The sequence below is a fragment of the Clostridium disporicum genome (genome assembly GCF_001405015.1).
GTDB classification, from domain to species: domain Bacteria; phylum Bacillota; class Clostridia; order Clostridiales; family Clostridiaceae; genus Clostridium; species Clostridium disporicum_B.
In genome coordinates this window covers 58,290-72,266 of the sequence record NZ_CYZX01000007.1, presented here as the reverse complement: position 1 = coordinate 72,266, position 13,977 = coordinate 58,290, and the positions used below count along the sequence as shown (strand labels likewise).

Below are 13,977 nucleotides of genomic sequence, written 5' to 3'. Positions count from 1 at the left end.
TTTTTCGTTTTTCAATAATATTAATATACGAAATATAAATTTATGAATTTTTAATTTTCACTTCTTGCATTTTTCTTTTTTTTAAGCTATTATTAAATTAGTAAAAAAATAACTTTAGATAAAATAGGGGGTAAACAATGGATAAAATACATAGTATAATCCTACATATTAATGATTTTTTATGGACTTATGTTCTAATTATTTCACTTATTACTATCGGAATTTATTTTTCCGTAAAGACAAACTTTATACAATTTAGACGATTAAAGGATATGTTTAAACTTCTTGGAGAAGGTTCATCTGAAAAGGGATCAGTTTCATCTTTCCAAGCTTTTTGTATCGGTACAGCTTCAAGAGTAGGTACTGGTAATCTAGCTGGTGTTGCTTCAGCTATAGCAGTTGGCGGTCCTGGTGCTGTCTTTTGGATGTGGCTTATTGCTTTATTAGGTTCTGCATCTGCGTTTATAGAATCTACTTTAGCTCAAATCTATAAAGTTAAAGATGGAGATTCTTATAGAGGTGGTCCAGCCTACTATATGGAAAAAGGATTAAATAAAAAGTGGATGGGAGTATTATTCTCTATCTTAATTATAATTTGTTTTGGTTTTGCATTTAACTCTGTACAATCTAATACAATAGCAGCTGCTTTCCAATCTTCTTTTGGAATTAATAAAACTGTTATTGGTACTATAATTACAATTTTAACTGCTATAATTATTTTTGGTGGTGTTCATAGAGTTGCTAAAATCTCATCAGTAATTGTTCCTATAATGGCATCTGCTTATATCTTAATCGCTATGTTTGTTATAGCTAAAAATATAACTGCTATTCCTTCATTATTTGCACTTATCTTTAAAAATGCTTTTGGAATAGAACAAATAGTTGGTGGTGGAATAGGTGCTGCTTTAATGCAAGGTATTAAAAGAGGTTTATTCTCTAATGAAGCCGGTATGGGTTCTGCACCAAACGCTGCTGCTACAGCTTCAGTTTCTCACCCAGTTAAGCAAGGTTTAATTCAAACATTAGGCGTTTTTACTGATACATTAATAATTTGTACTTCTACAGCATTTATAATATTATTATCTGGAAATTACGCTAGCGGAAACCTTACAGGAATTGAATTAACTCAATCTGCTTTAATTTCTCAAGTAGGATCATGGGGTGGTACATTTATAGCAATCTGTATTCTACTTTTTGCATTTAGCTCTATCATTGGTAACTACTATTACGGAGAAACAAATATTCAATTTATTTCAAATAAAAAGATTTATCTATATATTTATAGAATCATAGTTATAGGAATGGTATTCTTTGGTTCAATTGCATCAATGCAATTTGTATGGGATATTGCCGATGTATTCATGGGACTTATGGCTGTAATTAACTTAATTGCTATAGTACTATTAAGTAATATTGCTATTAAAGCATATAAAGATTATGCCACTCAAAAACAAGCTGGTAAAGATCCAGTATTCTATGCTTCTTCAATTCCCGAATTAGGTAACGAAGTTGAAGAATGGACAAATGATATTTCATCAACTAACGAAAATGTTCTATAAGAAAAAAAACGGATGAGCTATTATAATAGCTCGTCCGTTTTTTACTTATCTATATCTTCGCCATATATTAATTCTATTATATTAATAATATGCTTAACTATCTCACCAGTTTCAGCATTAATAACTATATCATTAAACTTAACGTTATTATCTTTTTCAATCATCTTATAAATAATTATGTAACATATTTGATTTGCTTCTCCATCAATATTAAAATATCCAATTTTAGGGTTACTAACTATTTCACCTTCTAATCCTAATTCTTTCATATAATTATTGAATATATTTTTACTGTCCTCTTCAGTTATATAAATATTAGATAAAAACTTTTCATCATTTCCAGAATAATTTGAATAACCAACTAAAGTCCCATCATATTTATTTATTTTAATTACTATCTCATTACTATAACAAATATAACCATTATTCATTTTATAATAAACCATTGTGTAGAATGGGTTCTCATCAAGATTTTTATCCTTTACTTCCTTAAAAGTTACTTCACCCTTATATATTTTATTTAAATACTTTTTTGCATACTCTTTACAATCTTTTACTGTCAATTTATCAACGTTATATATTTTTCTTACATTTTGTTCAAAAAAACCAATTACTTTATATTCATCATTAAGTTCAATTACATAATTATTATTCACTATAGTATATTTAACATTAGCAAAATCACTAACCTTCTTAATCTCTTGAAATTCATTTATACTCATTCTATCCATTTCACTTATAGCATCAACTTTTTCTAACTCATATAAAAAATCATAACTCTCTTTTATCTGCTTTGATGAATTACCATATATATTTTTTAAAGTTATTATTATAAATATCAATAAAATAAAAATTATTATAACTGATATAGCCATATATAATTTTTTATTTTTTTCATTATTCATATTACATCCTCTTTTCCAATTTTAGGTTATATACATTTTACACCATTTCGTAACATAATTAAAGTTTTTATTCAAAGGATCAATATAATAATAACCTTAATTCAATATATTAAATAACTACTATTATTAAAAATAGCTTCCCAATTAAGGAAAGCTATTTATTTATTTTTTTATTATTACCTCTATAAATGAAAGAATATTAATGCCAATTATTAGCAATTTCATCCCACATCATTTTTCCGCATTTAGCTAAAGTTACAGTACCATAAACACTATTTGGTAATCCACTTGATAAAACTGTAAAAGCAAAATCTCCTTTTGGTAATTGGATAAATTCTGTGTCATTTTCTACACCGTATTTATCACCTGTCTTACTTGAAATTTCATATTTTAAATCATCACATAAATATAATGCCAATTTATTTTTTATTTGCTGTCTTCTTAAAATATCTATTAACATCTGACCATTATCTTTATTTAAAAATGTACCATTATAAAGATGTTTCCATATTAAATTTAAATCATATGCACTAGTTAAATTTTCTATATCTGTATGATTATCTCTTTCATCTGTTGTCTTCCTATTTAATTTTGTATTTTTTAATCCCATCTCTAAAATATCTTGATTAATTTTTTCCATTCCAAGTATATCAATTATTTTATTTGCAGCAGTATTATCACTTTGTATCAGCATAATTACCAATAACTCAAAAACTGTATATTCTCTTTCATTAAACTCATGAATTATTCCAGTACCATATACCTTATCTTCACTTTGAATTTTGATCTTATCTAAAAAATCTACTTTTCCATCTTCTACAGCCTTTATTAAAGAAACAGCTATTGGTAGCTTCATACATCCTGCTGCAGTCATAGAAACGTTTTCATTATATCCATATACATACCCGCTTTTTAAATCTTCAAAGAAAAAACCATATGTCCCAATTCTTGATTCTAAATATCTCTTAATCTCTTTCATAATACCCTCCAGCTTTCTATAATAAAATCTGCTTTATTAAATTATATCATACTGTCAAAAGTTTTTGAAGTATTCTGACAATTTTTCTGATAATAATTTTATAAAAAATAGTACCTACTAAAAAAATAGGTACTATTTCATAAATTATTATTCTGCAAACGTAACGCCTATTTTCTTCGCAACTTGAACTAATTCACCTTCTGGATTTACCAATTTAGTTTGTTTTCCAATAACATTTTCTAATGTATCACTTGATATAGTATCTCCTTTTAAACAAACCATATGTCCAAATTTTCCTTCTCTTATTAACTCTACTGCCGCTACCCCGTATCTTGTAGAAAGTATTCTATCATAAGTAGAAGTATTCCCACCTCTTTGAATATGACCTAATACAGTACATCTAACTTCATGATCTACAATTAATCTTTCTAAATCTTCTGCTAATTTATTTCCTATTCCACCTAATCTAATTGGATCTGGACTATCTTTTACAATTTTAGAAACTACAACTTCTCCATTTTTAGGTTTTGCTCCTTCAGCAACAACTATTATAGTAAAGTTTTTACCTTGAGCTTCTCTTTCTCTTACTTTTTCAGCTATCTTATTTATATCATAAGCTATTTCTGGAATTAATATAACATCCGCTGACCCAGCAATACCTGCTTCTAATGCTATCCATCCAGCATTTCTACCCATAACTTCACATAACATTATTCTATGATGAGATTCAGCTGTTGTATGTAACCTATCTAAAGCCTCAGTTACAACATCTATTGCAGTATTAAATCCAAAAGTTACATCTGTTGATGCTAAATCATTATCAATAGTTTTTGGTACTCCTATAACTTTAACACCTTTTCTTGAAAAATCTCTTGCTGAAGTTAATGTACCATCTCCTCCAATTACAATTAATACATCTACGCCTTCTTTTTTTAAATTTTCGATTGCTACATCAGATACATCTTTTTTTACTTGTACACCATTTTCTTCAACTTGATAATCAAATAGGTTGTCTTTATTTGAACTATACAGTATTGTACCACCTCTATTAAGGATTCCTGATACACTATCTAATGTTAATGGGACAAAATCATTTTTATATAGGCCTCTATACCCGAATTTATAGCCTATTACCTCCATCCCATAGTTTAAAATTGCAGCTTTTGTTACTGCTCTTATTACTGCATTTAATCCTGGACAATCACCGCCGCCTGTTAATAAAGCTATTTTTTTAATTTCTTGTGCCATTTCACAAATCCTCCTCACCCAAATACCTCAAAAACTCTTTCAACTTTTCACTTAATATTACAATATATGCCTTAAACTATCATAATAAACAAAGTTATTTGTAAATATTTCCTTATTTTATGATATCATAAAGATTACTATCTGAAAAGTAAATTTTTTGTTATTTGTGAATTTTTACAATTATCTAACAATTTAGAATAATATTAAATAATTGTTTAAAATAACTTCCTAATATAATTATTCATCTAGATTTATTTTTTAGCTTTTACTAAAGATAAATTATCTTCAATAAATCTTTTACATGCCTCAGTGCTTAAAATACATCTCTCTAAATTCTTACAAAATACATATTCACTATTTTTGATTTCTGAAAAAATACAATTCTTACACATTATTATTTAATCCCCCATTTATTAACTCCAGTATAATTTTACCATTTAAGGTTAAATGTGTAAATGATTGTAAATGTATACATAAATATTTTATTTAATAATTTTTTATTGTTTTTATAGATAAAATAAAAGAGCTGCATATGCAACTCTTTATTCTTAATAAAACAATTCAAAAATAGGCATATTTATATCCATATCTTCGTCCTCTATATATTTATCGAATATAGTTTTTGCTTTATTATAATTATCAATTATTTTCTTCTTAATATTTTCATCTATACTTTCAGGCATTTCTTCGTATGCTGCTTCAATATTTGAAAAACCTCTCCATACATCTTTTTCTACCATCATATAATAACAACCAGCATTATTAAGAGCTAACACATCATTCTCATCTAATGAGTATGCTTCCCTTATATTATTTAACGCCTCTTCATAATCACCTAAATTATAATACGCAGTTCCTAATGCTCTGAAATATTTGCCATTTTCACTCTCTAAAGATATAGCTTTTTCAAAATATTCAATAGCAACTTCATATTTCTCTTTATTCACTTCTACATTTCCTAATAAATAATATATATTACTATCATTAGGTTTAAGCTTTGATGCCAATTCATAATATTGTGATGCTTTATCATACTGCTTTAAGTTGTTATAATAATAATTACCTATATTAATAATCATACTTATATTGAAAGGTTCCTTTAGTATTGCTTTCCTAAAATAGCTTTCTATACTGTCTATATCATTTTTAGCTATTAATATTTCTGGTAATAATATACCATAATTATCAGCATAATCATTATTTTCCAAAATACTTTTCTTACAAGATTCGATAGCCTTATCATATTCACCTTGCTTTAGGTATTCCATAGCTTCAATATAATATTTAGCATATCCATTCTCTTTATTATTAATTATACTGTTTATAATGTCAGTAGCTTCTTTCTCATTACCTTTATTAGATAATAACTGAGCCTTTAAAACTGCATAAACTAAATTGTCTTTTAATGATTCGTCTAAAGAATCTAATATATCTATAGCTTCATCATATTCCGTTTCATCCATTGAATATATTTTAGCTAAAAATAGATTATATACTTCATCATTATCTACAAGCTCATTTATAGAATTTAGAACCTCATCCCTATCATAGTTTGCAAGTTGGTTAAGTACATCAAGAATATTAATCTCATCATTATCCACTTCAAATGCATCTTTTAAAGTTTTAATTGCTCCTTTAATATCTCCTGTCACCATTTGCATATTGGCATAAACAGACATATCATAAGCTGAGTCCTTATCCATGTTATATTCCTTAACTATGTCTTTAGCATTCTCCTCTTCACCTAAAGACATATATACAGCTAACATTGTTCTCATAAGCGGTTTATACTCTTCATTATTTATTATGTAATCTTCACCTAAAGATACAGCTTGATCATACTCTTTATTCATAAAGAAAGTAAATACTACCTCATTTATAAACTCATTATCTTTATCTAAATATTTACTACTATCTTTTTGAATAAGCTTATTCCTTATAATTACTGCTTCCTTTAACAATGAATTAGATTTATCGTAATCACCCTTAATTGAATAAACTTCTGCTTGCTTAACCTTCCATATTGGCCACTCTTCATCTTTCTGAAGATTTCCAAATTCATCTATAGCTTCATCATATTTTCCTTCATAAAAATACTCTTCCGCCGTATTATCTGCTATAGTAACATCTGCTTGTCCAAAAATACTATGCACACCTATCACAATTCCAAGAGTTACAGTTAAAGACATTCCTATAACAAATACAGGTTCAAACCATTCATTTTTATTAAGCCTTTTATAAATTTCACTTAATTTTTTCATAAATTCCTCCTGCCTTTTCAACAGCATTTTACATATTTCTTATTCTATCAAATTTATTAAAATAATTCAATTGTTATAAATTAACTCTAGCCTCACAAAGACTAGAGTTAATTTATATCCTATATAATTATTCATTCTTTTTAACAACTCTAACTTCAAACATTGCAACAATTTTATACATTACAAATGCTATTATAGAAAGAATTACTATGCTCATCATAACCATATCTAATTGAGCTATTTGTCCACCATAAATTATTAAGAATCCTAATCCACTTCTTGCAACTAAAAATTCTCCCATTATTACTCCAACCCATGAAAGTCCAACATTTATCTTTAAAGCCGAAATAAAAATTGGAATAGAAGCTGGGAAAATCAAATACCTAAGTTTTTGCCACTTACTAGCTTGAAAAGTATTCATCAATAACATCTTGCCTTTATCTACTTCATTAAATCCTGTTAATACACTTATAATAGTGGTTACTATTGATATTAATAGAGTTATCACTATTATAGCAGACATACCATTTCCAGCCCAAAATATTACTATTGGAGCTAAAGCTATTTTAGGTAATGCATTTAATACAACAAGATATGGGTCTAATATTTTAGATACAGTTGGGAAGCACCATAATATAACAGCTATAATTGTTCCAAGCACTGTTCCTAATACAAATCCTATTATAGTTTCATAACAAGTTATTAATATATGATTCCATATAGTACCTTGTTCTAGAAAACTAACAAATGACTTTACTATTCTACTAGGACTTGATGTTAAAAATGGATCAATAATTTTAAAGTTAGCTAACACTTCCCATAAAGCTATAAACACTATCAAAATTGTTATTCTATATATTGTAATCTTTATTTTATCTCTCTTAATCTTTTTTAAATACAATTCATGTTCTCTATCCATTTACACCATCAATCTCCTTCCACAACTCACCAAAATATCTATTAAATTCTGGTTCTTGTCTCTTTTTAAAAGGAGTTGCATCCTTATTAGAAAATATTATTTTAACATCATCTTTTATGGTTGCAGGCCTCTTAGTTAAAACTATCACTCTTTTAGACATTATAATAGCTTCTCCTAAATCATGAGTTACCATTATTGCTGTTTTACCTTCTCTTTTAATTATTTCATAAACATCATCTGTAACCTTTTGTCTTGTTTGATAATCTAAAGCTGAAAAAGGTTCATCTAATAATAATATACTAGGATTTAGTGCTAGAGTTCTTATAAGGGCTACCCTCTGTCTCATTCCTCCTGATAATTGAGTTGGCTTATGATTCTTAAATTTTTCTAAGTCATAGCTTTTCAAAAGCTTATCTGCATTTTTTATATTATCATCAGTTAAAATATTTTTTATTTTTAACCCAAGTAATACATTTTCTCTTACAGTTAGCCATGGAAATAAATAATCTTTTTGAAACATATATCCCATTTTATCTAAATTGTTTTTCACTTCAGGATCATTATATATAACCTTACCTGATGATGGTTCCAATAATCCACTTATTATATTTAGTAAAGTCGACTTACCACATCCTGATGGTCCTATTATGCTTACAAATTCTCCTTCTTCTATATTGAAGCTTAAATGCTTTATAGCTTCTGTAACACCTTTGCTTGTATGATAATTCATATTTATATCATTAATTTCTAACAAACTCACTTTATCACCACCTTAAAATAGCAATTGTTTAAGTTAAGAGATAATTAGAAATCCAGCAATGCCGGATTTCATTTATATTACCTCTTTATCAACTCTATAAATATCTATTTTATTGCTTCCTTTGCAAAAGTATTGTTTACTATAGTGTTAAAATCAGGTCTTTCTGTAATTAAACTACTATCATACCCTTGTATTATATCTATTAGTTTGTTTAAACCTTCTTCACTTACTTCTGGTGTAGAAGCTAATGCATCTATCTCTCTATAATTAGATACAACATTAATAATTATATCTTTATCTGTTCCTGGGAAAAATGAAATAATAGCATCTGCAACTTCTTCATCGCTATGAGTAGCAAACCATTGTTGTCCTTTGTATATTGCATTAGTAAAGCTTTGAATTATTTCTGGATTTTCATCCATATATGACTTAGTTGTATAGAAACAAGTATATGCAATATTTCCTGCTGATTCTCCAACTGAAGCTACAATATGTCCACTTCCTTCTTTTTCTAACATAGAAGCTGTTGGTTCAAACAATGCTACATATTCACCAGTTCCTGACTTAAAAGCTCCTGAGGTAGCTGTAAAATCAATATTAGTAACCATAGAAACATCTTTTGTTGGATCTAAACCATTTTCTTTCAATACGTATTCAAGTGCCATTTCTGGAATCCCACCTGGCCTTCCTCCTATAAGTTCTTTACCTTTTAGTGATGTCCAATCAAAATTTTCCTCTTCTTCTCTTCCTACTAAGAATGATCCATCCTTTTGAGTAAGTTGTGCAAATACTACCGGATAGTCTTCTCTACCTTGATTATAAATATATACAACTTGCTCTGGTCCAGAGAATCCAATATCAACACTTCCACTTAAAAGTTGTTGCATTGTTTTATCTGCACCTTGCCCTGTTGACAAATCAATAGATAGACCTTCTTCTTCAAAAAATCCTTCATTTATTGCAATATACATCGGAGCGTAAAACACAGATCTCACAACTTCATTTAACCTTACAGTCTTCAATTCATTAGTTGTTTCTCCTCCATTATCTTTAGTAGTATTGCTAGAACAACCAACTAATGCACTTATAACTAAAACTGATGAAGCTATAAAAGCAATAGCCTTTTTTAATCCCTTTTTCATATCTACTCCTTACCGATATTTAATTACTTCTATGTTTATATAGTATGATTATTAGATAGTAAATGTTAATTTTCACTGTAAAAAACTGTCATAAAATATTGTCAATTATCAAATAATAATTTAAACTTTTACATTGTATCTATTTTAAATATATGATTTACTAGAAAGAACTTTAGTGATAAAGTAAATATGATATTTGTATAGGAGGCTTAAAATGAAAATTTTTAGAGAATTTATTATTATATTAGTTTTATACTTTATAGGTGAATTAATATCTAAAATCTTCAATATCCCTATCCCTGGGAATATTATTGCTATGATTTTACTTTTTGTATCTTTATGTACTGGAATAATTAAAGTTGAAAAAGTTGATGATATTTCTACTTTCTTTTTAGATCATCTAGCTTTTTTCTTTATTCCTGCTGGAGTAGGACTTATTAACTCCTTTGATAGCATTAAATCTTCGGCAATCCAAATAATTATTATCTGTATAATAACTACAATAATAGTTATGGCTGTAACTGGAATTATAGTTCAATTTACTTCAAATATGCTTGCAAAGAAAAAAGAAGATAAAAAATCAGATTACAAAAGAAAGGACGCTTAATCACTATGGATATTTTCACTAACAATATGTTTTTTGGACTTTTTATATCTTTAATAGCCTTTGAAATAGGATTAATTATATATAGAAAAACAAAATTTCCTCTTTTTAATCCCCTTTTAATTGCTATTATTATAGTTATTGGATTTTTAAAAGTTTTTAATATAGACTTTGATACTTATAATCAAAGCGGTCAATTTATAAATATGTTTTTAGGACCTGCAACTATAGTGCTTGCTGTCCCTCTATATAAACAATTTGAATTATTAAAAAAGAACTTTATACCAATTATAATTGGAATAACTATAGGTAGCTTAGTAGGTATATTATCAGTAATATCTATATCTGTATTTTTTAAATTAGATTCTCTTATAACTATATCACTACTATCAAAATCAGTTACAACTCCGATTGGTATAGAAATTACTAATCAATTAGGTGGTTTAACTCCAGTTACAGTTCTTGCAATAATAATTTCTGGTATAATTGGTGCTGTTGTTGCTCCAACAGTCTGCAAAGTGTTTAAAATTACTAATTCAGTAGCTGTTGGTGTTAGTATAGGTACAGCTTCCCATGCAGTTGGTACCTCAAAAGCATTTGAGATTGGTGAGACAGAGGGAGCTATGAGCTCATTGTCGATTGGTATTGCTGGAGTTATAACTGTTTTTCTCGCTCCACTATGCTATAATTTATTAGCTAACTTTATAAAATAAAATTAAAAGTTTCAAGCGTAGATTAACATAATCTACAACTTGAAACTTTTTTACTTTGCATATACATCTTTAACCTTATTAACTTCTCTTAACAACATTCCCATATTAGCATTCTGTAATACTTTGTGTGTATTCTTTTTGGTATATGTCTCTAATTTCATCATAAACTCTTCAGGTTTTATCTCCTCATCATTAACAAGCTTTAACCCTTTTTCCCAAGATGCTGTAAGAGATGGATTTAATAATGATGGGATTGATATTCTTATGGATTCATATATCATTTCTCCTAACTCAGTTGGAGTAAGTATTTGAGTCTTTTTGTTTGATGCTATGTATTCTATGTTAATTAATTTCTTTAGTATTTCTGCCCTAGTAGCAGATGTACCTATACCTGCACCTTTTATATGTTCTCTTAATTCCTCATCTTCAATGAGTTTACCTGCATTTTCCATAGCAATAATCATAGATCCTGTTGTATATCTTTTAGGAGGAGTAGTTTCACCTTCTTTTATTTCTAAATCATCAATGACAACTTTATTTCCCTTTCTTATATTTTCTGGGAAATCATCTCCACTCTCTTCCTTCTCACCTTCAATAATATCAAGATATCCTCTATCTACACATACTTTTTTACTTAGAGTAAAGTTTTCTATATCAACTCCTATAGTAACATTCATCTTACTATATTGAGCTGAAGGATAAAAAATTGCTAAAAATCTTCTTAAAATTATGCTATAAATTTTTCTTTCTAACTCACTAAGCTTTCCTATAACCTCTCTACCCTCTCCAGTTGGAATTATAGCATAGTGATCAGTAATTTTAGAATCATCAACATACTTACTTTTTAATATTGACTTTGCTTTATCTTCTACTATTATCATTTGAGCAGCATCTTGCAATACCTTACCTATTGGTAATGTTGTTAACTTGCTTAAATTCTTCTTTATATCCTTTGCAACAGCTGTTGATAATACTCTAGCATCAGTTCTAGGATATGTGACCATCTTCTTTTCATAAAGCATTTGAACATATTTTAATGTTTCATCTGGACTTATCTTAAATTTCTTAGTACATTCATTTTGTAGTTCTGCAAGGTTAAATAATAATGGAGGATTTTTCTTTTCCTTTGTCTTTTTAACTTCTTTTATAACTCCATGTCCTACATCTCTCAATTCTTGCATTAAACTTTCCGCATCTTCATGTTTTCTAAATCCACTTTCATTATAAAGCTTAGGAGAATCTAAATATTTTGAACCTTCTAGAGCCTTCCACTCGCCCTTTATTATGCTCTCTTCACTTTCTCTACTAAAAGAGCCTACTATTTTAAAGAAAGAAGTTTTCTTAAAATCTCTTATTTCTCTTTCTCGCTCTACAACCATTCCTAAAACGCATGTCATTACGCGACCTACTGCTATCACAACATTTTTATCTTTTTTTAATGAGTTTGCTAATACTTTCCCATATGTTAATGTTAATAATCTTGAAAAATTAATCCCAAATATATAATCTTCCTTTGCTCTTAAATATGCAGAGTGAGCTAAAGAATCATAGCATGATAAATCTTTTGCTTCTTTAATTCCTCTCTTTATTTCATCTTCAGTTTGAGAGTCAATCCATACTCTTTTTTTTATTTTATTAGGCTTTCCAGCCATATCATCAACTAATCTATATATATACTCTCCTTCTCTCCCTGAGTCAGTACAAACATAAATAGTATCTACATCTTCTCTATTCATAAGCGATGATACAACATTAAATTGACCACTAGCTGATGGGATTACCTGATATTTATATTCCTCCGGCAAAAAAGGTAAATCTCTTAAATTCCAATATTTCAACTTTTCATTATATGCTTCTGGGTAGCTCATTGTAACCATATGTCCCACACACCAAGTAAATATGCTATTATCCCCTTCTATATAGCCATTATTTCTTCTACCATTTACTTTTAATAACTTTACAAAATCCATTGCTACAGATGGTTTTTCAGCTATAAATAATGTTTTTCCCATAATCACATTCCTTACTATTTTTAAAATAAAATAGACTTCCATGAAGAAAGTCTATTACATTATACTATATTTTTTTCTACATTTCATTAAGCATCCAAATAAAAAATGTTAACACAGCCGCAAAGGATACCCATAAAATATATGGAATCATAAGCACGCCTGCTATCTTGTCCACTTTAAAGAATTTAATTATCGTTAAAATTATCAATACTAGTAATATAATAATTATTATAAATGAAATTCCGTATAACCTAAGATTAAAAAATATTATTGACCATAAAAAATTTATAGATAATTGAATTAAATAATAAAAATAAGCACCTTTATCATCTTTTCCAGCTTTATTATTCATATAAACTCTGTATGCAGCTATTCCCATTAATATATATAAGATAGTCCATACAATAGGAAATACAAATGAAGGTGGAGTAAATATTGGTTTTTTCAAGCTATTGTATACCACCATACTATTCCTAGTTAAGAAACCTATTAAAAGTCCTCCTCCTAATGGTAATAAAATATTTTTAATTAAAGCTACTAAATTGAACTTATTATTAACCTTAAAAATTCTTCCAATTATACTTCCTTTCTCTTTTTTCTTTAGTTTTTTAGCAAGTTTTTTTTGTTGCTTTTCTATTTTATTATTAATGCTCTTTTTATGTTTAATCTCTTTTTTCTCCTTCTTACTCATAAAACACCTCTTGTATATTTTTCAATATACTATATGTTTTATAATGTTAATTTATACGCATTTTATAATAACTTATAACTTTCACTTAATACTAAAATACTTAATAGTATATTCAAAAATATATATCAGAAAACTCTATATTTTATTGAACTATAATTATTAAGAATTTTTCTAGATTTAATCT

General features: G+C 27.7%; 13 protein-coding genes. 3 read left to right on the top strand and 10 right to left on the bottom strand.

What is annotated here, in order from left to right; genetic code table 11:
* Positions 1 to 137: 137 nt before the first annotated feature.
* Positions 138 to 1,559 carry an alanine/glycine:cation symporter family protein gene (locus ARA56_RS06160; RefSeq protein ID WP_055264827.1) on the top strand — a complete coding sequence of 474 codons (1,422 nt, stop codon included), beginning with the start codon at positions 138 to 140 and terminating at the stop codon, positions 1,557 to 1,559.
* Positions 1,560 to 1,600: 41 nt separating this feature from the next.
* Here ARA56_RS06160 and ARA56_RS06155 read toward each other — a convergent pair whose 3' ends face one another.
* From ARA56_RS06155 to ARA56_RS06125, 8 genes are all read right to left on the bottom strand, one after another.
* Complete coding sequence (locus tag ARA56_RS06155) at positions 1,601 to 2,464, bottom strand: hypothetical protein (RefSeq protein WP_055264825.1); 864 nt, start codon at positions 2,462 to 2,464, stop codon at positions 1,601 to 1,603.
* A gap of 199 nt (positions 2,465 to 2,663) precedes the next feature.
* Positions 2,664 to 3,443 (bottom strand): serine hydrolase, encoded by a 780-nt coding sequence (locus ARA56_RS06150; RefSeq protein ID WP_055264823.1) that lies wholly within the window; start codon positions 3,441 to 3,443, stop codon positions 2,664 to 2,666.
* Between the two features lie 147 nt (positions 3,444 to 3,590).
* Entirely contained in the window at positions 3,591 to 4,691 is a 1,101-nt protein-coding gene (locus ARA56_RS06145) for a 6-phosphofructokinase (protein WP_055264821.1), read from the bottom strand.
* Positions 4,692 to 4,942: 251 nt separating this feature from the next.
* Complete coding sequence (locus ARA56_RS16625) at positions 4,943 to 5,083, bottom strand: hypothetical protein (protein WP_156334257.1); 141 nt, start codon at positions 5,081 to 5,083, stop codon at positions 4,943 to 4,945.
* Between the two features lie 156 nt (positions 5,084 to 5,239).
* Positions 5,240 to 6,952 carry a tetratricopeptide repeat protein gene (locus tag ARA56_RS06140; protein WP_055264819.1) on the bottom strand — a complete coding sequence of 571 codons (1,713 nt, stop codon included), beginning with the start codon at positions 6,950 to 6,952 and terminating at the stop codon, positions 5,240 to 5,242.
* A 127-nt stretch (positions 6,953 to 7,079) separates the two neighbouring features.
* Complete coding sequence (locus tag ARA56_RS06135; RefSeq protein ID WP_055264817.1) at positions 7,080 to 7,871, bottom strand: ABC transporter permease; 792 nt, start codon at positions 7,869 to 7,871, stop codon at positions 7,080 to 7,082.
* Positions 7,864 to 8,631: an ABC transporter ATP-binding protein gene (locus tag ARA56_RS06130; protein ID WP_055264815.1), complete on the bottom strand. Its 768-nt coding sequence runs from the start codon at positions 8,629 to 8,631 to the stop codon at positions 7,864 to 7,866. The genes ARA56_RS06135 and ARA56_RS06130 overlap by 8 nt, the downstream gene beginning before the upstream one ends.
* 104 nt (positions 8,632 to 8,735) lie before the next feature.
* Positions 8,736 to 9,773 (bottom strand): ABC transporter substrate-binding protein, encoded by a 1,038-nt coding sequence (locus ARA56_RS06125; RefSeq protein WP_055264813.1) that lies wholly within the window; start codon positions 9,771 to 9,773, stop codon positions 8,736 to 8,738.
* Between the two features lie 214 nt (positions 9,774 to 9,987).
* Between ARA56_RS06125 and ARA56_RS06120 the strand changes: the two genes are divergently transcribed.
* Both ARA56_RS06120 and ARA56_RS06115 read left to right on the top strand, forming a co-directional pair.
* A complete protein-coding gene (locus ARA56_RS06120) occupies positions 9,988 to 10,380 on the top strand; it encodes a CidA/LrgA family protein (RefSeq protein WP_055264811.1) in 393 nt (130 codons plus the stop codon).
* A 5-nt stretch (positions 10,381 to 10,385) separates the two neighbouring features.
* A complete protein-coding gene (locus ARA56_RS06115) occupies positions 10,386 to 11,090 on the top strand; it encodes an LrgB family protein (RefSeq protein ID WP_055264809.1) in 705 nt (234 codons plus the stop codon).
* A 50-nt stretch (positions 11,091 to 11,140) separates the two neighbouring features.
* On the opposite strand, the gene ARA56_RS06110 is transcribed toward ARA56_RS06115, so the two are convergent.
* Together ARA56_RS06110 and ARA56_RS06105 are read right to left on the bottom strand one after the other, a co-directional pair.
* Entirely contained in the window at positions 11,141 to 13,102 is a 1,962-nt protein-coding gene (locus ARA56_RS06110; RefSeq protein ID WP_055264807.1) for a DNA topoisomerase, read from the bottom strand.
* 76 nt (positions 13,103 to 13,178) lie between these two features.
* On the bottom strand, positions 13,179 to 13,793 hold the full coding sequence (locus ARA56_RS06105) for a TspO/MBR family protein (protein WP_084758981.1): 615 nt from the start codon (positions 13,791 to 13,793) through the stop codon (positions 13,179 to 13,181).
* Positions 13,794 to 13,977 lie beyond the last annotated feature (184 nt).